The sequence below is a fragment of the Maridesulfovibrio bastinii DSM 16055 genome (assembly GCF_000429985.1).
Taxonomy (GTDB): Bacteria; Desulfobacterota; Desulfovibrionia; order Desulfovibrionales; family Desulfovibrionaceae; genus Maridesulfovibrio; species Maridesulfovibrio bastinii.
This window is the reverse complement of sequence record NZ_AUCX01000018.1, coordinates 1-21,913: the sequence shown is the minus strand read 5'-3', so window position 1 is coordinate 21,913 and position 21,913 is coordinate 1. Positions and strand designations below refer to the sequence as shown.

Here is a 21,913-nt window from a genome sequence, read left to right as displayed (position 1 = left end):
AAACACTATCTTAAAAAAGAAGATTGCATGAGTAAAAATATTATCCGCAAAAAGCTTACTGTCACAGGACAGGTTCAGGGAGTCGGTTTCCGTCCTTTTATCTACCGCACAGCACTTGAGAACAATATCACCGGGAGTGTAAAAAACAGTCCCGAAGGTGTCATAATAGAAATTCAGGGAACAGATGCTCAACTAAGCAGTTTCAGAGACTCCCTTGATAATGACCTGCCAAGACTGGCCCGCATAATAACTCTAAAAGTAGACGAATCCACCCCGCAGACAAAAGAAAAAGAATTTCAGATACTGGCAAGCACTTCAGGCGAAGGTCATTCAGTGCTTATCAGCCCGGATGTTGCAACATGCCCTGACTGTTTTGCCGATATGAACGACCCGGCAAACAGACGTTACAACTATCCCTTCACCAACTGCACCAATTGCGGTCCGCGCTATACGATAACCAGATCAATTCCTTATGACCGCCCGGTAACCTCCATGTCCTGCTTTCCTATGTGTGAAGACTGCATGCATGAATATACCGATCCACTGGACAGGAGATTCCATGCCCAACCCAATGCTTGCCCTGAGTGTGGTCCTAAAGTCTGGCTTGCGGATAAAGATGGAAATACCATAGCTAAAGAAAACGAAGCGCTTGAAATGCTGGCAGCAAAGCTGGCCGAGGGACAGATTGCGGCTATTAAAGGTCTTGGTGGATTCCATCTTGCCTGCGATGCGTCCTCGTCAACAGCGGTATCAGCTCTGCGCGAACGGAAAAACAGGCCGGAGAAACCACTCGCGGTCATGGTCATGGACCCTGATCACGCCGCAATGCTGGCCGCAGTAAGCGAAACAGACCGCAAAATTCTTGAAGGGCTTGAAAGACCTATTGTGCTGCTGCCGAAATCAGAGAATTTCAATCTGGCCCCGGAAGTTGCGCCAGACACTGAACTCATCGGAATAATGGTGCCCTACACTCCGCTCCACCATGTTCTTATGAAATTTTATTCAAAGCTCAAAACTGAACCGGCTTCGCTGATCATGACTTCAGGGAATATGAGTTCAGACCCCATATCTCTGGGTAACCGGGAAGCTTTCAGCCGACTGAACGGAATTGCTGATGTTTTTCTTTTTCATAACAGAGACATACTCATCAGGGTTGATGATTCTGTTGTCACAACAATTCCAGAATTCGATAAAAACAAGACCGAAGAAAAACGCATAATGTTCATGCGCAGAGCCAGAGGCTATGTTCCATCCCCCGTCTTTCTAACAGCTGGAGGACCTTCTGTAATTGGAACAGGACCTGAGCTGAAAAACACCTTGTGTATAACAAAAGATAATCAGGCTTTTGTGAGCCAGCATATAGGAGACATGCAAAACCTTGAGACTCTGGAATTCTGGAAAGAAATACGGACTCACCTGACCGGAATTTTGAAAGTGTCTCCAGAGTTAATAATAAGAGACCTGCACCCTGACTATATGACCACCAATGCAGCCATTGATGATAAACTTCCAAGTATTGCCCTGCAACACCATTTTGCCCATATTCATTCCGTACTTGCGGAAAACATGCACGCAGGTCCGGCTATTGGAATCGCTTTGGACGGAACCGGATTCGGAGAGGATAATACTATCTGGGGCGGAGAATTTCTTTATGTGAATCCCGACACTCTTGACCAGCAGCGTCTTGCACATTTTTCCAACATCAGGCTCCCCGGAGGAGAAGCAGCTGTAAGGGAACCCTGGCGCATTGCTCAGGGCATTATTACTGATCTTAATCTTCCTGCTGAAACAATGAAACTGGACGCCGACCTAGAAAAAAATGCCAGTTTTCTTAAGCAGATGCTCAGTAAAAATATCAACTGTCCTGCAACATCAAGCTGTGGAAGACTTTTTGATGCTGTCTCTGCCATGTGCGGGCTGTGCTCTAAAATCAGCTATGAGGGACAGGCTGCTATAATTCTGGAAAAAATTCAGGACCAGAGCGAAAAAAAATACTATGAATGTCAGTTGATAAAATCCGCTGAAATGTTTGAACTTGATACAGCCTCAATGCTCAAGCTGATATCTAAAGACATCAGACAAAAAATTTCACCCGCAGTAATAAGTAGAAAATTTCATCTCGGACTGATTAAGGGAGTTGCTGAAGCCGCTCATTTTTTATGTGAAAAAATGAATGTTAATACCGTTGGACTGAGCGGAGGGGTTATGCAGAACAGAACCATAGCCATAGAACTTCCTCGGGAACTTTCCAGATATGGGCTTAATGTTCTGGTACATAGACAGCTTCCCCCAAACGATGGCTGCATATCTCTTGGTCAGGCTGTTTACGGGCAGCGCATGAAACAACTTGGGAAAATTTAAGCTGAATGATTTTTCACAAACAGACTCTAAAAAACAAAGGGGAGCCGAGATATTCGACTCCACTTTGCTAATTCACAATACTTGTAATGTAACCTTTTCAAAGCTATAAATTTAAGACAGTTACCGTCAGGTTTACGACTATTTTCTACCACGCACGACATAAATGGGATCGCTTGCTCCACGGGTGGCGTAATAATGTTTGTCAGTTACCGGGCGCCAGTCATTACGGATGACATCGGTACCCCACTCGCCCTCAAATCCGGCCAGCTCCATCAGTTGTCTGATGTATCCCATACGCTCGTACTCATGCAGTGCCAGCCAGCCGTTTGTAACTTTTGTCGGGAACCATCTGTTGGAAACACCAATCAGCAGCACTCCACCGGGACGCAGAACTTCATGCGCTTTTTTCAGCACCCCAACCGGGTCGGTCAGATATTCTATAGATAATGAACAGATTACCGCATCAAATAATTTATCGCCGACCGGAAAATCAGAATCGGCATTCAGGTCATACGCAATTCTATCGGCGAGAACGGGATTAGAACGAAGTTCATCCATATTCAGACCGAGCCCGGTGACATTAAGATTCATATCATCAGGAAGATGAGACTCTACGCTGGACATCAAATCAAGTACATCCATCCCCGCACTCAAATACTCTGAATATATTTTCTTAAGATTGAGCGACGCCTGAGAATCAACATGACCGACTAAACGCGGATTGTTATAAAAAATGTTATCAGCTTTCTCATCACTTCGGGCGTAAAAATCCTTACACAGGAAGTCTGTTTTTTGATCTTTAAGACCTGCCTGCATTCCCGGACCATAATTGAAAATTTCCTCGGCCCAGTGATGTAACCGTCCTCCTGTCTCAGTCTCTTTGGGAGCGACATTCTGGATGCGACACTCAAGCACGGCACTGAACTTAGAAAAGGGATGATTGAAATCGGCAAGAAATGAATCTTCACCAACTTCAAGAATCCTCATCGGAGTCACCGTCTGCGGATAGACTCCTATAACCCCGGAGAGCATACCCTGTGGTAAAAATCGCCCTCTGGAAGGTGTAATTTTAATTCCGCCGAATGTTCTAGGAGTAAATTTTCTAAACGGAATTTCTCCAACAAGCGATTTTGAATACAGCGGGACAAGAGTGCCGGGTTCAAAATTAAGACGTATGATATCACCTGCTTCAGCTCCTTTGAGCTTATCAAGCAGCTTTTCAGGGAATATATCCCTCCATATATTAACTCTTTTTGCCAGAAAACTGTCTGTATGGCCGGCATTATCAGACTGCCAGTGCAGTATAAATTCTATTGTTGCCAGTGAATCATCAGTAATCTTTGCCAATTTCTCCTTCTTTGCTCACTCTGAATTGAGTTCAATGGTTAATGAATTATTCATTATTAAATAATACAACGCTATCAAAATGCAAGTTCAGCACAAAAAAGAAAACGCCGCGGCAGAAGCCACGGCGTTTAAATCTCAACAGTATATTTTAGGACTTATTTAGTTAAAAAGACCTTTCAAGGCATTACCGAGTTCTTCAACTGCTTTTTCCGGTTTACTTTCCTTAGAAGTGGAGCCGGAATCATTTGTTGATTTTTTGCCGGTAATAGCATTTCCCAAGCCTTCAACTATGCCACCAACGCCTTTAAGAACATCGGAGACAATGCCGAAACCGCCGGCAGCAACGGCTTTGGCAAAACGGGGAAGATTTACCATGATTGAAGGATCGCTTACAGGACCGCTGATATCAAGCGGAACTGTCAGGCCGATAAGGTCTTTCTGATTCTTTCCGCCCTGTCCCTCAAGAGTTCCTACAATCTTTGCATCCAGTTTATAATCAAGCTTCATATCATTCAAATTCATCAGTCCCTCTCCTGAAGCTCTGAGCAAGGGAGATTTGAGGGTCAGGTCCTTATTCACAGCGACACCTTTGGTGATTTTTGCTGTTGCTGAAGCTGAACCGAATTCTGTTTTGTCATTTTCACCCTTACTCATATCCTTCCCTGTCAGCACTGAAAAGGCATCATTAGCAAGGAACAAAACGTCAAACCCGGAAACATAACCATCTTTCGCAGTGAATCCGAAGTTTCCATCGAGATTGGCAAAAACTGTTTTCATATCATTACCCATTGTTTTGAGACTGGTCTCAAATCCAATGATACCGGCAAACTTTTTTTCACCGTTCAACTGCATGGAGAGCTTGGCTCCATCCAGACCGCTCAATTTAGCCCCGGCAGTGATCTGTGGTATTTTTCCACTGGCATCAATGCTGGCAGTCGAGGCAAATGATCCGCCGGCAACATTAAGAGAGGCTGGCTTGATTTTGAAAACTCCTCCGGCCGAGGTGGCTTTGACCAGAATCTTTTCTAATTTTGCACCACCGATAACCAGTTCACCGATTTCCAGATTACTATCAAGAGTCAACTTGCGCAAAAGGTCAACAGGGAGAAGTTCTTCCTTACCTGTAGAATCCTTTTTAGCAGAAGCTTTGTCTGTAGAAGCTTCGGCATCAGACGAAGACTTTTTATTTTCCGAAGATGGAGGCAGATAGCGATCAATATTAATTTTATCCACATTTAAATCGCAGCGAATATCAGGACGTTCCGGATTTGCAAAAGACATGGAACCTTTTGCGGTTGTATCATCAAGATTCAGCTGAACAGATTTAATATTTACAGATTTATCGGTTCCTGAGGCGGAAATATTCAATCCCACATTAGTCAGAGCTTTTGAGTCAGAAGTTTTAATTTCAAGACCGAGCATTTTTAAAGTTGAAGCCAGATTGAAGTCAGGAACATCAAAAGAAGAATTAAAAGCCAGCTTGTTATTGTTAAATCCAGAAGCGGCAGCTTCACCGGTCAACTTGGCTCCATAAGCATTAGCGTCAATATTTTTTAATTCCGCCTTACCGGAATCAAGATCAACATAAGCATCCGCTCCGACTACTACTTTAGCAGTTTTGCCGGGAACAGCGGCGCCGCTTGCATCTATCTCAACTTTAAGACCGCTGAGCTCATAAATTTTTCTCTCCAGATCAAGCTTGGCGATACCACTTAAATTTGTATCAGCTTTTATATCAGGAGAAGTTGAGGCCAGTTTGACATGAACTTTAAAATCAAACGGACTTCCGGGTTTTACTGATCCCAGCACGATATCACAATCATCTATGGACTGACGCACATTTTCTTTACGGTCGTCCCAGACTATACGGGCATCCTCTACTTCCAATCCGCCTATGGAGAGGTCTATTGCGCTGCCGGAATCACCGGAGTTTTCAGGTTCTGTGACTTCAGCTGTATCATTTTTTTCACCAGCCTTAGCCCCGGTCAGATCGTCCCAGTTATTTATCCCCTTGCTGTTACGCATGAGGTTGACCTGCAGTCCGTCAACCGAAATATCACCCAAAGCGATACTTCCGGAAAGGAGCGGAAGCAGACGCAGGCTGACATCTGCTGACTTAAGGCTCAGCATTGGATCCTGCCCGAAACCTTCAGCATTGGAAAATGTAATCCCCTGTGTGGCAACCCCTATCCATGGAAATACACTTAAAGAGATATCTCCCTGAAAGGTAAGCTGCCTTCCGGTTTTCTCGTAAACAATTTTACTGATTTGATCTTTATAGTCGTTTGGATTCACAAAAATAGTGACAAGAATCATAGCCGCAGCGATCACTGCTACCAATGCAGCGGCTAATGTAACGATAATTTTCGCAGGACGGTTCATTTAACCTACTCCATAATATTTAGTACACTTGGATTAATAAACAAAACAACTTCAACATTTATATACAATAAATACATTATCAGGAACTATGCTTAACTGCATACCCCAAATCATATAATTTGACTAACTATTTTGAACTTGAAGACGTATATTTTTAGTAGATATAGATATGAATATGTCAACAATCATAAATAATTTTAATTTGTTACAATCATATCATTCAAACAGGCACAGTAAACTCAAACGACTCTATTTCCATACAGATATTAGTCTTAAATCTGCTGGAAAGGAATTGTATCAGGGATGAAAAGAGAAGGAATTATAATTAAAGAAAAATTTGTTATTTTAGGACAGTAAAAATAAATTCGTTAGTCCAGCATTTCTTTTATGGAGAGCAGTTCATCACGGACGTGCAGTAGAAGTTTTCTGCACGACTCCTGATAATCTCCATTTTTTTCATAGCTGAAAAGCGGCAGAGCGCCTGCATTATCATCGATCTCGTCCGACAATTTTAAATCATCTGAGTTCCAGCCTGCTTCGAGTTTCTTTTTGGCCCCTTCTATCGTCAGGCCTTCATCATAGAGAAGTTCTTTAATACGCCGGAGCAGAACAATATGATCTTCATTATATAATCGCTGCCCGGATGATGTGCGAATAGGACGCAGCTGTTCAAACTCCCCTTCCCAGAATCTGAGTACGGAAGTTTTAACATCAAGCATACCGGCTGCCTGTCCTATTTTGTATATCTGTCCTTCTTCTCTTGTCTGCATAATATGTTACTACCAGAGAGGGTCCGGATAGAAAAGCATTACCATTACAATTTGTTCCGGAACCAGCTCGGTTTAAGAACTGACCGCAGCTACTTAACCAATTTCATAACGGGTGAACATTATTAGTCTATAGTAAAATTATTTCAACAATCTAAGAAAAAATCAATTTTCCGGCTTGACACCTTAATGACACTAACGTAGAAACTCACTCCGTTGACAGCGAAATAGTCCCGTAGCTCAGGGGGAGAGCACTTCCTTGACACGGAAGGGGTCAGCAGTTCAAATCTGCTCGGGACTACCATTGACATTTCAAAGGCTGGTGTAATTACACCAGCCTTTTTTTATGCTCCTAGACAAACAAAGAGGAGTGGGTCTACACGGGTCTACACCAAACAAAGGGGGGCAAGCCCGATTGATCAAATTTCTAACTGTTGATTCTTGTCTCGACTACTCCACAAAACATCCCGTCCATATTGTAACATTTCTATAAATCAACTCCCCCGCCAGATAAGTAAAACAGTCAGAACTGGCTGCCCTCAATGTTTTTCGAAACATGCTGTCAGACCGAAAACAAATAAATATAGATAAAAAACTTGCTGTTTATATCCAACATCACTCAAATTTAGTCTGCCTCTATTTACATTTTCAAAAACAGCACTATAATTAGGCAGTTGCTGTTACCGTTTTCCCTCAGCAATTCAGGAGGAACTAATAAAAATGAAATCAAAACAATTTATTCCCGCTTTATTCCTGCTTACCGTACTTTTGCTACCGTCTGCAGTTCTGGCGAGCAATAACCTGCCTGATTTTGTAAACCTTGCAAAATCGACAGGACAAGCTGTTGTTAACATAAATACCGTTAAAACTGTTGAAGTCAGCTCTCCGAATATTCCGGACCTGTTCAGGTTTCACGGACAGAACAGCCCGTTTGAAGATTTTTTCAAACAATTCAATGAAAGATTCAAGGGCAACTCTCCAAAACATAAGCAGAAACAGGGTTCTCTCGGTTCAGGATTTCTAATTTCCAAAGACGGATATATTGTAACCAACAACCATGTAATTGCTTCGGCCGATGAAATTCATGTCAAACTACATGATAATGGAAAAGATTATCCGGCAAAAATCGTCGGCCGCGACAAAGAAGCCGATCTTGCTCTCATTAAAATAAAGACTGACAAAGACCTGCCCCACCTTGATTTCGGAGATTCCGACAATTCACAGGTCGGAGAATGGGTTCTGGCCATCGGAAATCCATTCGGACTGGGACACACCGTAACCAAAGGTATTATCAGTGCAAAAGGACGTATCATCGGAGCCGGTCCTTTTGACGATTTCATCCAGACTGATGCCAGCATCAATCCCGGCAACAGTGGTGGTCCCCTTATTAATATGAATGGACAGGTTATCGGTATCAACACCGCCATAATTGCCAGCGGACAGGGAATCGGTTTTGCAATTCCCTCAAATATGGCCAAAAACGTAATTGAGCAGCTCAAGTCCGGCAAAAAAGTTCATAGAGGCTGGCTCGGCGTAACAATTCAGAATGTTGACGAGAACACTGCCAAAGCCCTCAAGATGGAAAAACCTGCTGGAGCTCTGGTAAACTCAGTTAATGAAGGTGATCCTGCTGACAAAGGCGGAATGAAAGTCGGCGATGTCATTATTAAAGTTGATGGCGAAAAGGTTGCTGACACCAATGCCCTGCTCCGCAAGATAGCTATTCTCACACCGGGAACGAAAGCTGAAATAACTGTCTGGAGAAAGGGACGTGAAAAAGATTTAACCATCACTCTTGGTGAACGCGGCGACAAAGGACTTGTTGCTGAAAATAACCTCCCCAATGCTCCGGCGAAAGACGAAAGCATTGATAAGCTCGGAATTGCTGTTCGTCCGGTAACACGCGACACGGAAGCAAAAGCTCTGGGAATGAAAAAACCTCACGGACTGATAATTGTTGGAGTCAAAGATGATTCTGTTGCTCAGGATGCTGGGCTAAGACCCGGTGATGTTATCCTTGAAGCAAACCAGAAAAGCGTAGACTCAGTGGACAGCCTGAAATCAATCGTCAATTCAGCCTCAAGCAAACGAGGACTGTTGCTACTTATGAGAAGGCAGGGACACAACTCCTTCCTGACCATTGAAATAAAATAGTTCTTGAAAAGTTAAGAACTCTCTCAACTGCCGGGGAATTTCCCCGGCAGTTTTTTTTGAATCACCGGACTTCCATACAGACAAGCTTTAGTATATCAAATTCTTCATGGAAATACGCACCGAAGAAATCACCGCCCCGGCCAAGGTTAATATCTACCTGAAAATTGTCGGAAAAAGACCTGATGGCTATCATGAGCTTGAGACTCTGTTCCATCCTTTTCCCGCACTTAACGACAAGCTGACGATATCACCGGCTGACAGGGGATTTTCTCTAAATTGTCCCGGTTTTGATCTTCCGGTAGAGCAGAATCTTGTCTGGAAAGCCTGGGACCGTTATGCCTCAGCCACCGGATTCCGTCCGGGCCTTGACGTTGAGCTGCAAAAAAACATTCCTACTGGCGCAGGACTTGGAGGTGGAAGCTCGGATGCGGCCATGATACTGCGCTACCTTCAAAATAGACCGGATTCTCCGGGTATGCCAGCAGATGAGTTGAACACCCTTGCTGCTTCACTTGGGGCTGATGTGCCCTTCTTTCTGCTTGACGGACCGGCATGGGCTACTGGTATAGGAGAAAAGCTGGATCCGTGTGAAGTTGACCTTGCCGGAATGACGGCGGTACTGGCCTGTCCTGATGTTCATGTTAATACAGCATGGGCGTATAAAAAATGGTCAGAACTCAAGCCAGAAAAAAAAGACCACCTTGAAAGTGGCTTTTGCTTGACAACTTCCCCCGGCGCATATAAAAAAACTGCGTTCAAAACGAGGGCAGTTCTATATAATGATTTTGAAACTGTCGTCTTTCCTGAATTCCCATATCTGCGGGAAGTAAAGGAAATGATTTTGAATTGCGGAGCCTCCGGCGCTGTCATGAGCGGAAGCGGGGCAAGCATTTTTTCCCTTTTCAGGGACAGTGACAAAGCATTAAAAACTTCTGAAAAGCTTGATGCCGAGTCCATTCCAAATGTAATATGTCATTTCTAGATATTTTTTAATTTTCAGTGCTGGGGTGTAGCCAAGCAGGTAAGGCAACGGGTTTTGGTCCCGTCATTCGCGGGTTCAAATCCTGCCACCCCAGCCATAATTTTCTTCCTGTCGAGGTCAGCAGGGTGGAGTCAAAAATGAACGGTGAACTCAAGATTATTAGCGGATCGTCCAATGAACCTTTAGCGGAAGCGATTTGCGACCACCTTGGCAGTCAGCTTACTCCCTGCCTTCGCGACACTTTCAGTGACGGTGAAATAAGACTTGAAATTCAGGATAATGTTCGCGGTTGCGATGTATTTGTAGTTCAGTCTATCAGCAATCCGGTCAACTTTAATTTTATGGAACTCAGCCTCATGCTTGATGCTCTCAAGCGTGCCAGCGCACGCCGCGTAACTGCGGTTGTTCCATACTACGGTTATGCAAGACAGGACCGCAAAGTTTCTCCCCGTGCTCCTATCAGTGCAAAACTGATTGCAGATTTCCTTACCACAGCCGGTATGAACCGTCTTGTAACAATTGACCTCCATGCAGGCCAGATTCAGGGCTTCTTCGATGTTCCTGTAGACAATATTTATGCAGCACCTGTTCTTCTTGAAAACCTGCGCCAGCGTGAAGACGATATGGTTATCGTTTCTCCTGATGCAGGTGGAGTTGAACGCGCAAGAGCCTATGCAAAAAGACTTAATGCAGGCCTTGCAATTGTTGATAAACGCAGAGACAAGCCTAATCAGGCTCAGGCTATGCATGTTATCGGCGAAGTAAAAGGTAAAACCGCTGTTGTCATGGATGATATGATTGACACAGCTGGAACCATGACACAGGCAGCCAAAGTTCTTCTTGAGCATGGCGCAAAAGACGTTATTGCCTGTGCGACCCATCCGGTTCTTTCCGGCCCGGCAATTGACAGGCTCGAAGCTTCTGCTTTCTCTGAAGTTATCGTTACAAATACTCTGCCTGTCCCGCCTGAAAAGCTCAAATGCAAGAAGATCAAAGTTCTCTCCGTAGCCGGCATTCTGGCTAAGTGTATCCACAATGTGCACACTGAATCTTCTGTGAGCGTTCTGTTCGTATAATAAAATAGCCAATTCCCACCCTCAGCCGGTCGAAAGAGCGGTTGCAGGTAACCAATAAGGAGATAAACTATGTCCAGACCTACTCTCAGTGCCAGCAAGCGCACCGAAACAGGCAAATCCGTGAACCGCAAACTCCGCAGTGCCGGAATGGTTCCCGCTGTTTTCTACTCAAAAGCAGGAGAAAACATTGCACTGTCAATCAAGGATGCTGAATTTCTTAAACTTTACCGTCAGGTAAGATACACCCAGCTTTTCGACCTCAATATTGATGGCGAAACCAAAACCACATTGATCTGGACAATTCAGAATGATCCCGTTCGTGGTAAAACATTCCACGTTGATTTCTTCGGCGTTGATATGGATACTCCTATCACCGTTAAAGTACCTGTTAAGACAGTCGGTATTGCTCCCGGTGTAAAACTCGGTGGCCGCATGGAACTGTACCGCAACGTACTTGAAGTTACCTGCAAACCTGAACTTATTCCTGCCATTATCGAACTGGATATCAGCACAATGACTCTTGGTCAGACTAAGTTTGTTGCTGATGTAGATCTCGGCGAAGGTGTAAAAGTCAACTTTGACAACAACTTCGCTCTGGTTCGCTGCGTAGATAAGAGTAAAGCTGCTGCAGCTGAAGAAGAAGCTGAAGAAGAATAGCCCTTCTAAGTATACATTTAATAAGGCCCCGGCTAAGGTCGGGGCCTTTCCTTTTTCAGTCTATTGAGCAATAATCGCTCTTCCAGCTTTCATAAAATTTTAGTTTAACGGTACAGCCCAATGGAATACAAAGGCTTGATAGCAGGACTTGGAAATCCTGGCTCTCAATATGCCTCGACTCGTCATAATATGGGGTTTATAGTTCTTGATGCCATATCTGAACTGGCAAAATCCCGTAAGAGTATGCATTTTGAGCAAATGGAAATTTCCGGTAATTTTGAACTTTTCAAAATTAATTTTGCCGGGACAAACCTGCTGGGAGCCAAACCGCTGACATATATGAATCTCAGCGGAAAAGCCGTAGCTGCTATCTGCGGAAAATATCAGATAGCCCCTGCCGATGTTGTCGTCATTCATGATGAACTTGATCTGCCCCTTGGACGCATAAAATTCAAAAAAGGCGGCGGCAACAATGGCCACAGAGGACTGGCATCCATACAGGAATGCCTGAACACCCCAAATTTTCAGCGTATGCGGCTTGGAATCGGACGTCCTGAATTTTCTTCTCAGGTTAAGGATTGGGTTCTTGAAAAATTTAATTCTGAAGAATTAGATATTGTAAATCAAGTAGCTCAGGCCACTATCAAGGGACTGGATCTTTTTTACAGACGCGGTCAGGGCTTTGCAACTCAATACCTGCATACATTTGATCCAACGGCAAAGTAAATCTGACATTGGACTATTTTTTACAATTCGGTTACCATAACAAAGTTGTTTTCGTGTACGATCAAGGAGTCATGAGTGTTTGAACTTAACCAGTTAGTTGTCTACCCATCTCAGGGTGTCGGCAAAGTAGAACGCATTGAGACCCAATCAATAGGTGGTGCGAGTGCGGAATTCTATATTGTCAGAATTCTGAGCAATAATGTGACGCTCATGGTACCGGTCATGAACGCCGAGAATGTTGGATTAAGATCTGTTTGCAGCCGCGAAGAAGGTCTTGCCATTTTTGAATCTTTAAAAGACCGCTCCAATTTTACCGGTTACACCGGTCAGAACTGGAACAGACGTTACCGCGAGTATTCTGAAAATCTCAAGAGCGGAGACCTGAATGACGTAGCTTATGTTCTCAAGGAACTCTTTCTTATTGGAAAAGACAAAGAGCTTTCTTTTGGAGAACGGAGACTGCTTGAACAGGCCATGGGACTAGTAACCATGGAACTTTCCTTTGCCATTGAACAGGATCAGGATGAGATTAAAGAACAGATAAACGAAATGTTCAGTGATGTTATCGATGCCCAGAAGAAGGATTGCTAAAAATATCAGCTAAACAGCTTGTCATATTCCTTTCTTTCAGTTAATGCCCTATTAAGTTGCTGTGGTTATCCAGTTTTCCAATGTTAAAGTTTTTTATTAAGCTTTCTTTTACAGAACAGTAGCCTGTTGCAACTGAATCGAGTATACTACTCTTTATTTAGAAATTAAGTTCTCATAGTAATCAAGCCGTATTCCGGGACATCCTGCACATCCAGTTTTTTGTAATCGTTTTTTAATGCATTAAAACGAAGGGACTATAATAACGTCTTTCGTATTTAATATTTTGTCCGGCTATAACTATAGTCTATAACTTTTAACGTTCGGTTGACGAAGTATGGGTCAAGAAAAAAAGATTAATAATCTAAACCTAACAGAGCTAAAACAGAAGAGCATGCATGATCTTATGGATCTTGCAAAAAGATTCAACGTCGAGAACCCAAGTGGTATGAGACGTCAGGAACTGATCTTCAGTCTGCTTCAGCAGTGCGCATCTCAAAATGGACAAATCTACGGAGAAGGTGTTCTTGAAGTACTGCCTGACGGATTCGGATTTCTTCGCTCTCCCATGTATAGCTATATGCCAGGACCGGATGACATCTATGTCTCCCCGTCCCAGATACGAAGGTTCGGACTGCGAAAGGGAGATATTGTCTCCGGCCAGATCAGACCGCCTAAAGAAGGCGAAAGATATTTCGCTCTCTTAAGAGTCAATGAAATCGGCCTTGAAAGCCCTGAACACTCCAAAAACCTCGTACTCTTCGATAATCTTACCCCCATCTACCCTGATAACCGCTTCATTCTTGAAAACGGAAAAAGCAATTTCAGCTCACGTATAATTGATATACTGGCTCCGATAGGCCGTGGACAGAGAGCTCTTCTGGTTGCACCACCAAGAACTGGTAAAACCATGATGCTTCAGACCATTGCCAATTCTATCAATGCTAATCATCCTGATGTGGATTTAATAGTCCTGCTCATCGATGAACGCCCTGAAGAAGTTACCGATATGGCCAGAACAGTAAAAGCTGAAGTTGTAAGCTCTACTTTCGATGAGCCTCCGCAGCGTCATGTACAGGTTACCGAAATGGTAATGGAAAAAGCTAAACGCCTTGTTGAACGCAAGCGTGATGTAGTCATTCTTCTTGATTCCATAACCAGACTCGGCCGTGCTTACAATGCTGTTACTCCGTCTTCAGGAAGAGTTCTCTCAGGTGGTCTTGATGCAAACGCAATGCAGCGTCCAAAACGCTTCTTTGGTGCAGCAAGAAACCTTGAAGAAGGCGGCAGTCTGACTATCATCGCAACAGCGCTTATTGATACCGGCTCAAGAATGGACGAAGTTATCTTTGAAGAATTCAAAGGAACCGGTAACCTTGATCTCTATCTGGACAGAAAGCTCGCTGAAAAACGCTGCTTCCCGGCCATTGACATCAACAGGACCGGAACCAGAAAAGAAGAACTTCTGCTCACTCCTGAAGTACTCAACAGAGTATGGATACTCCGTAAACTCCTTGCTCCGATGAATACAATTGAATCAATGGAATTCCTGATTGATAAAATGAAGGGAACCAAAAATAACGCTGAATTCTTTGATATGATGGGCAAATAGTCTTTCTGATCATGAATAATAAAAAAGCGGTATGTATAAACTATACATACCGCTTTTTGTATATTTAGACTAAAAATAGAGTCTGCACTAAGCCATAATCAATTTGGTGAGCTGTATTTACTGACCTTATTTATGAGTGTTTCATAATCAACAGGTTTTGAAATATAATCATCCATTCCTGCATTGACGAATTTTTCTTTATCCCCACTCATCACGTATGCGGTCAAGGCAATGATAGGTATATGGGAAACTGACTGAAACCGCGGTGAATTTCTAATTATATTGGTAGCACTCACTCCATCCATTTCAGGCATCTGGATGTCCATCAGGACAAGATCAAATTTATCTCTGGAAAGAATTTCAACAGCTGTTTTGCCGTTCGGCGCAGTTTGAACCTCGTGCCCGCTTTTTCTAAGCATTGTGGCTATTACTTTCATATTTACCGGATCATCCTCAACAAGCAGAATTCTGGATTTTCCCTCCACTCTCAAAGCCGTTGAATTACGGTCATCCTCTTCAACAAGGTTTTCACTCACTCCCACAGTCAGACTGATAGTAAAAGTTGTTCCTGTCCCAAGCTCACTGCAAACAGACATATTGCCACCCATAAGAAGAACAAGACGTTTAACTATCTGCAACCCCAATCCGGCCCCTTCTATTTTGCGTGAATATGAATTCTCTACCTGAGTGAAAGCTTCAAAAACATTATCCAACATATTATCGGCGATACCTATGCCGGTATCCGTTATGGTAATAAGTAAGCGTTTATTTCCATTTTCAATTTTACTTATACTGTCAACTTCAACCATAACGTAGCCTGTTTTAGTAAACTTAAGCGCATTACCAACAATATTAAAAATGACCTGCCTAACCCTGTGCGGATCTCCAAGAAGAGGTTCCGGTATGTCCTGATCAATTTTTAAAACAAGATCCAGTCCCTTGCTCTTTGCGACAACACTGAAATTGCTTTCCACATCCCGCAGGATATTGGCAAAGCTGAATTCCTCTCTGACGATTTCAACCTTACCAGCCTCAATCTTGGAAAGATCAAGAAGTTCACTCAATAGCGTCATAAGATTTTTACAAGATCTGTAAGCAGCTTCAATATATTCTGATTGTTCCTCATCAATATCAGTAACTTCAAGAAGTTGCAGCATTCCCATAGCCCCGTTCAAAGGGGTTCGGACCTCGTGACTCATATTAGCCAGAAATTCACTTTTAGATTTATTAGCGCTTTCAGCCTTTTCACAGGCCGTTACAAGTCTTTCCTTATCCTTTATTCTTTCTGAAATATCATTAACAGCAGAATAAAGCAGATCATTGCCCTGAAACAAAATCCTGCCACTGTAAACTTCCACATCTCTCACTTCCCCATTGGCCAGCTGGTGTTTGAAATGGAAAAATTTCTTATGCGTATTCAGTGCCTCCTGCATGCGGGCATGGATTTCATCAGGAGTGAGTATATTAATACTGTTGATATTTCGGGATTTTATTTCATCGAGTGAATAACCATAGAATTTGCAGGCAGATTTATTGGCATCAACGATCTTGCCGGATTCAGGGTCAACTATAAGCAGAACCTGATGATTATCCTTGAATAACGAGCTGTACATGTGTGAAGCATCTTCGCAGAGGCGACAGGCTTTATTTTTAACTTCCTTGGGTGGTCTGAAGTAGGCGAAAAGAGACAAAAAAATAAGACTGAGCACCAGAGTGCCACCGGCAAGCATTCCAAGCAACATAGGACCGGAAAGAGTTCCCAGCCATGAACATAATGACGAAAACATAAAAGTTCTCCCAGAATTCCTTCCTATTTTACAAGAGTCTGTTTAATGCATTATAAACTCGCCTTTTTCAGGGCAGTCCTTTACAATAATAGTATGCCAAATTAGTATTGTTTTACAGGTTGAACCAATCCAAATAATTAGAAAACATTTTTAAGGTTATAACCATAACAGATTTATCAATACAATGCACCAGCCTGATTGCAAAAACACCTTATGATCTTAATTATCCAACATATATAAAATATTCCTCATTTTTTAAGAATGGAGCCATAAATAATGATCCTTAAAATAAAAAATAAAAGCGTACTGATTTCTTTCATATTGATTGTCTTTTTTTCCGTTTCGACACTTTCCGTTGACGTCAGCGCAAACTCATTTTTTGGTAAATTCACAGTTAAAGATGAAATTGAACTGGGAACTAAGTTTGACAAAATGCTGCACGAAAGAATGCATTTTGTGACTGATCCCGAAATAACTGAGTATGTAAAGGGGGTCGTAAAAAAAGTTGCGGATAAAATGCCGCCCCAGCCATTTCCAATCAAGGCTGCGGTGATAAGAAATCCCTCAATGAATGCTTTCGCCGTACCCGGAGGATACATATATATTTTCACCGGGCTGCTGCTTGATCTGAAGCATGAGGACGAGCTTGCAGCGGTAATAGGCCACGAACTTGCCCACGTTGCACTTCGTCATGTCGCCGAAAGAATGGAAAAGATGCAGCTTGTTTCAATGGCCAGTATGCTCGGAACTCTTGCAGGAATGGTTCTGGGCATTGCCGGTGGAGGTGGAAACACCGGTAATCTCGGTAAAGCACTGGCCTATGGTTCCATGGCCGGCGGTCAGGCAGCATACTTATCCTATACTCAGGAAAACGAACGGCAGGCAGACCATCTCGGAATGAACTTTCTTGTCTCTGCCGGATACAATCCTGAAGCAATGATTCACAGCTTTAAAATAATGAAAAGGCGGCAGTGGTATGTGAGCAACAATAATATACCGAGCTATCTTGCCACTCACCCCGGTCTTGATACCAGAATAGACTATCTGAAAGACAGAGTCATGAGGATGCCGCCCGAATACCTTAAGAGGCAGACGGACAATTCCGGCTTCCGAAAAGTTCAGACCCTGCTTCGGGCCAGAATGACAGATCCTAAAGTAGCTCTGGCCTACTATAATGATATACCTGAAGACCAGCGCAACTGTTTGGATTCCCTTGGTTTAGGGATAATATATTCCAGAATGAAAAGAATAGACGAAGCTACTGCAGCCTTTGAAGAAGCTTTAAAAGGCTGCGGATCTGACCCGATAGTCCTGCGTGAAGCTGGAATATTCTTTTTCCAGAATGGAAAAGCTGACAAAGCCTGGCCGCTTCTTCAGGAAGCATACATAAGAAATCCGAAGGATGCTGTTGCGCTCTTTTTTATGGCCAGAATAGATGCACAGCGTAAAAATTACGATAAAGCAATTGCGACCATGCGCATGGTTAATGAAAAAGTTCCCGGAGACAGTGAAGTTCTCTACCATCTTGGCAGAATTCTCGGAGAGTCAGGTAATTACTTCGAAGCTCATCTGCAACTGGCTTATTCAGCCCTGTATAAGGGAGACAGGAATCAGCGTGACTTTCATTTAAAAAAAGCCGAGGGGCTTGCAAAAACTGCGGAACAAAAAGCAATGCTTGCTAAACTTGAGAAAAAAATCAGACCTCCTGAAAAAGAGGAAAAGAAGCCTGAGGAGTAAATCAAAGGGTTACCGGGTCATGATTCATGAATCATGAAACTTGATGATCAAACAGTTTTGATGTAGCTATACTGTTTTTCCGAAAGCCAGCTATATAAACAAACTGCCGGACTTGCCAGCTCATCCTCAAATCGGGTTTCGGCCATACCTGAACCGGACCGGCACATTAGTTCCAACGTCAACTTTTTGCGGATTTACGGAACATCCTTAATAACAAAATTTAATAAAAATAATGAAATGATAATCGCTAAAAATATCGATGACCTCAAAGATTTTAATCGTGAAACCTGTGTAACCATCGGCAATTTTGATGGAGTTCACATGGGACACCAGAAACTGATTTCCCGCACCTGCGAAAAAGCGGATGAAAACAATCTTGCAAGCGTAGTTCTTACTTTCGACCCCCATCCGCTCAGGGTTCTGGTTAACAGCAAAACACCGCCTTTCATCACACTCACCGAGCAGAAGCTCGAACTGATTGCCCAATATAATCCATCCTGTATTCTCATGCTGCCTTTTGACAGAGAAATGGCTGCCCTTAGTCCTGAAGAATTCATATACAAATATCTGGTGCAGCACCTTTCCATCAAAGAGCTGGTTGTCGGCTACGACTATGCCCTTGGTAAAGGCCGTGCCGGTAATTATGAAGTTATCAGTGAGCTGGGCCGTAAGTACGGTTATGGAGTGGAAAGGCTTGATCCTGTCATAATCAATGACGCAGTGGTCAGCTCAACACGAATCAGGGATATGGTGGAAGCAGGAAATGTATGGGATGTGCGCCCCATTCTAGGCAGATTTTTTCAGGTAAGAGGAGAAGTTATCCACGGCATGAACCGTGGCGGAAATCTTCTCGGCTTCCCTACCGCCAATATCAGGCTTGACGATGAACTCTTCCCTCAAAAAGGGGTTTACGCCATTCGTGTCGAGGTTGACGGAAAAGTTTATCCCGGAGTTGCAAACATCGGGACCAATCCGACTTTTGGAAATGATTCAATCTCTGTAGAAGCACACATACTCAACTTTTCTAAAAATATTTATGGCGAAACCATAAGGGTTCATTTTATCCAGCGCATCCGTTCGGAGAAAAAATTCTCCGGGCTAGACGAACTAAAAGCCAGAATCAATAGAGATATCGAACTGGCCAAAGCTATTCTTGCCTATCCGGAATCAAAAGTGCGTCCAGGAATTAATCTCAAGGAAACACAAGGTAACATCAAATGACCGTCCAAGGTATTTTCGGCCCCTGGGGAAATTTTATCCGAACATATAAACCGGCTGGAAATGTACGCTGGCTTATCCTAGGGGTCATAATGGGAATTCTTTCCGGACTTCTTGCTGTTGCATTTTTTGCAGCTGTAGAATTCGGAAAATTCATGCTTCTGCATAAATACGCAGGGTTAACTCTGCCAGCTCCGGCAGGCGAAGAAGTTTTTCATGGTCCGGCAGGCCTTTTACGGCCATGGCTTATCCCTATCTTCACTACAATTACAGGACTCGTTACCGGATGGCTGGTTAACAAATATATACCTGAATCAACAGCCGGCGGAACAGATGGTACTGACGCTACAATTAAATGTTTCCATCAGGGTGGAGGAATATTCCGTCCGCTGATCCCTATTATTAAAGGTCTGACTTCCATATTTACCATAGCCTCCGGCGGTAGTGCCGGACGTGAGGGACCAATTACCCAGATGGGTGCCGGTATTGGCTCATGGATTGCTCAAAGAACCGGTATGACCGCAAAAGAAAGAAGAATTATGCTTCTTGCCGGTGCAGCCGGTGGACTTGGTGCTATTTTCAGAGCTCCTCTGGGTGGCGCAATGACAGCAATCGAAGTTATCTACCGTGAGGATTTTGAATCTGAAGCGGTTCTGCCATCAATTCTGTCATCAGTTGTTGCTTACTCACTTTTTACTTTCTTCTACGGAAGCGAGCCTATTTTCGGAATTCCGCAGTTCCATTTCCGTGACCCGCGCGAACTTATTTTCTACGCGGTTCTGGCTTTTGCCTGTGCTTTCACAGGATGGCTCTATGTAAGAACATTCGAATTTATTAAGTTTTCAATATTCGCCCGTATCAATGACCGAGTCGGACTTATGTGGGCGACAGCCTTTGGTGGACTCTGCATGGGACTTTTCGGAATGTTTTATCCCGAAGTTCTTGCCGGAGGTTACGGCTGGGTTGAAATGGCTATCATGGGACAGCTGCCTATCCTCATGATGCTGACAATTCTCATAGGTAAAACTGTGGCTACATCGGTAACCATCGGTTCCGGCATGAGCGGTGGTATGTTTGCCCCGGCTCTCTTTGTCGGCGGTATGACCGGGGGTATGGTCGGACAGCTTGCCGGTAAATACTTTCCAAATATTGTTACCCAGCCGGGAGGCTATGTTCTGGTTGGTATGGCCGCCTTTTTTGCAGGAGTAGCAAAAGCTCCAGTAGGCCCGCTGATTATGGTCTGCGAGCTCACTCAGGGTTACGGCCTTCTGGCCCCGCTTATGATGGCTTCTGCTTTATGCATCGTGCTCGGCAGAAAATTCTCACTCTATGAGCATCAGGTTGATAATAAATTTGAATCACCTGCGCATATTGAGGATTCGACCATAAATATTCTTGAACAGATGCGGGTTGATGAGCATTACACCCCGGGCAGAGTGACCACCCTTGAAGAAGGAACAACTCTTAAAGCCCTTACAGATATCATCGCCAATACCAATGAACTGTTCTTCCCGATTAAAAACCATGAGGGACATATCACAGGTATGCTGAGTATCCATAACGTCAGGAATGTTCTTTTCAATCAGGACCTTTTTGACCTTATTCTCGCCAAGGATCTTGCAACCAAGCCGGCAACTCTGTTCCGCGGTGATGATCTTTATACAGCTCTTCTTAAATTTGTTGATACCGACTACGGACAGATTCCGGTTGTTTCAGCCGAAAATCAGGATTCCATAATTGGTATTATCAACAGGGAAGACGTGTTCCGTGCTTACGCAAACACAATACGTGAAATACGTGAGCAGGAATAATTGAATATCCTGAAATAAATAATAAAATTAAAGTCCCGCTGCCTATTAATGCAGCGGGACTTTTTATTTCTATAATCGGCAAAGAATCCTGTAATCACAGAGAGACCTGCCCGCGACTGCCCTTTTATATTACTGGATAAGCTGTCTTAAAATAAAAAGATAAACTATGTTCTCAACGTACAAACAAAGAAACACACCGGAAAGCAGCTTGGTAATAAAAATACCATGCCAGCACTCCCGGGTTTAATCTGGTAGAATACCAGTAAAAGCGAAACTCACAAGGAGGGCTGACATGGCTAGACTTACAATATCATCAATTAGTAGGTTTGTGGAAGGCTTTCAAAGTCAACTTTTTTTCGTAGGTATTGATGTACATAAACGTAGTTTTAGTGTGGCCTTGCTTAGAGCAGATGGAATGGTTGAGAGCTGGACGACTCCAGCTGATGTTGAAGCTATCACCAACAGACTGACATCACTTCGCATATATATTTCAGCTGTGTGCTATGAGGCTGGACCGACTGGTTTTGGGCTAGCACGCAGGCTTCGCTCTGCCGGTATCAAAGTCATTGTTGCTGCTCCCAGCCGCATTCCTCGCCCCGTTACTGCAACCAATAAAACAGATCGTCTCGACTGCATAAAGCTTGCGGAACTTGCTGCTTCGGGACTGATCCGATCGATTGCTATTCCTAGTGAAAGAGAAGAAGCTTT

Annotated in this window: 15 protein-coding genes, 2 tRNA genes and 1 pseudogene; 14 read left to right on the top strand and 4 right to left on the bottom strand. The window is 43.5% G+C overall.

The window, feature by feature from the left end:
• Window positions 1-27 precede the first annotated feature (27 nt).
• The gene (gene hypF / locus G496_RS0109825) at window positions 28-2,361 is read left to right on the top strand and encodes a carbamoyltransferase HypF (protein ID WP_027179137.1); all 2,334 of its coding nucleotides are present in this window, start codon (window positions 28-30) and stop codon (window positions 2,359-2,361) included.
• A 138-nt stretch (window positions 2,362-2,499) separates the two neighbouring features.
• Here hypF and G496_RS0109820 read toward each other — a convergent pair whose 3' ends face one another.
• The 3 genes from G496_RS0109820 to G496_RS0109810 form a co-directional block, all read right to left on the bottom strand.
• Window positions 2,500-3,708: a methyltransferase domain-containing protein gene (locus G496_RS0109820; protein ID WP_027179136.1), complete on the bottom strand. Its 1,209-nt coding sequence runs from the start codon at window positions 3,706-3,708 to the stop codon at window positions 2,500-2,502.
• A 159-nt stretch (window positions 3,709-3,867) separates the two neighbouring features.
• The gene (locus G496_RS0109815) at window positions 3,868-6,090 is read right to left on the bottom strand and encodes an AsmA family protein (protein ID WP_027179135.1); all 2,223 of its coding nucleotides are present in this window, start codon (window positions 6,088-6,090) and stop codon (window positions 3,868-3,870) included.
• 368 nt (window positions 6,091-6,458) lie between these two features.
• Window positions 6,459-6,860, bottom strand: a complete 402-nt coding sequence (locus tag G496_RS0109810) for a MerR family transcriptional regulator (RefSeq protein ID WP_027179134.1) — start codon at window positions 6,858-6,860, stop codon at window positions 6,459-6,461.
• Window positions 6,861-7,086: 226 nt separating this feature from the next.
• On the opposite strand from G496_RS0109810, the gene G496_RS0109805 reads away from it, so the two are divergent.
• From G496_RS0109805 to rho, 9 genes are all read left to right on the top strand, one after another.
• Window positions 7,087-7,161: transfer RNA gene (locus tag G496_RS0109805), tRNA-Val, on the top strand.
• A 416-nt stretch (window positions 7,162-7,577) separates the two neighbouring features.
• Window positions 7,578-9,011: a DegQ family serine endoprotease gene (locus tag G496_RS0109800; RefSeq protein ID WP_027179133.1), complete on the top strand. Its 1,434-nt coding sequence runs from the start codon at window positions 7,578-7,580 to the stop codon at window positions 9,009-9,011.
• 106 nt (window positions 9,012-9,117) lie between these two features.
• Window positions 9,118-9,993: a 4-(cytidine 5'-diphospho)-2-C-methyl-D-erythritol kinase gene (ispE, locus tag G496_RS0109795; protein ID WP_027179132.1), complete on the top strand. Its 876-nt coding sequence runs from the start codon at window positions 9,118-9,120 to the stop codon at window positions 9,991-9,993.
• A gap of 21 nt (window positions 9,994-10,014) precedes the next feature.
• Window positions 10,015-10,090 (top strand) — tRNA-Gln (locus tag G496_RS0109790).
• Between the two features lie 40 nt (window positions 10,091-10,130).
• A complete protein-coding gene (locus tag G496_RS0109785) occupies window positions 10,131-11,069 on the top strand; it encodes a ribose-phosphate diphosphokinase (RefSeq protein WP_027179131.1) in 939 nt (312 codons plus the stop codon).
• Window positions 11,070-11,138: 69 nt separating this feature from the next.
• Window positions 11,139-11,726 (top strand): 50S ribosomal protein L25, encoded by a 588-nt coding sequence (locus G496_RS0109780; protein WP_027179130.1) that lies wholly within the window; start codon window positions 11,139-11,141, stop codon window positions 11,724-11,726.
• A 120-nt stretch (window positions 11,727-11,846) separates the two neighbouring features.
• Entirely contained in the window at window positions 11,847-12,452 is a 606-nt protein-coding gene (gene pth, locus G496_RS0109775) for an aminoacyl-tRNA hydrolase (RefSeq protein ID WP_027179129.1), read from the top strand.
• Between the two features lie 75 nt (window positions 12,453-12,527).
• Window positions 12,528-13,043: a CarD family transcriptional regulator gene (locus tag G496_RS0109770; protein WP_027179128.1), complete on the top strand. Its 516-nt coding sequence runs from the start codon at window positions 12,528-12,530 to the stop codon at window positions 13,041-13,043.
• A gap of 334 nt (window positions 13,044-13,377) precedes the next feature.
• On the top strand, window positions 13,378-14,652 hold the full coding sequence (gene rho, locus G496_RS0109765) for a transcription termination factor Rho (RefSeq protein ID WP_027179127.1): 1,275 nt from the start codon (window positions 13,378-13,380) through the stop codon (window positions 14,650-14,652).
• Window positions 14,653-14,750: 98 nt separating this feature from the next.
• On the opposite strand, the gene G496_RS19360 is transcribed toward rho, so the two are convergent.
• The gene (locus G496_RS19360) at window positions 14,751-16,439 is read right to left on the bottom strand and encodes a response regulator (protein WP_051294964.1); all 1,689 of its coding nucleotides are present in this window, start codon (window positions 16,437-16,439) and stop codon (window positions 14,751-14,753) included.
• A gap of 276 nt (window positions 16,440-16,715) precedes the next feature.
• Here G496_RS19360 and G496_RS0109755 point away from each other — a divergent pair, with 276 nt between their 5' ends.
• The 4 genes and pseudogenes from G496_RS0109755 to G496_RS19355 form a co-directional block, all read left to right on the top strand.
• Window positions 16,716-18,176 (top strand): beta-barrel assembly-enhancing protease, encoded by a 1,461-nt coding sequence (locus tag G496_RS0109755; RefSeq protein WP_027179126.1) that lies wholly within the window; start codon window positions 16,716-16,718, stop codon window positions 18,174-18,176.
• A gap of 237 nt (window positions 18,177-18,413) precedes the next feature.
• Window positions 18,414-19,397: a bifunctional riboflavin kinase/FAD synthetase gene (locus G496_RS0109750; protein WP_027179125.1), complete on the top strand. Its 984-nt coding sequence runs from the start codon at window positions 18,414-18,416 to the stop codon at window positions 19,395-19,397.
• Between the two features lie 89 nt (window positions 19,398-19,486).
• On the top strand, window positions 19,487-21,205 hold the full coding sequence (locus tag G496_RS0109745; RefSeq protein ID WP_245577894.1) for a chloride channel protein: 1,719 nt from the start codon (window positions 19,487-19,489) through the stop codon (window positions 21,203-21,205).
• Between the two features lie 292 nt (window positions 21,206-21,497).
• A pseudogene (locus G496_RS19355) lies at window positions 21,498-21,913 on the top strand (IS110 family transposase); the annotation flags it as partial.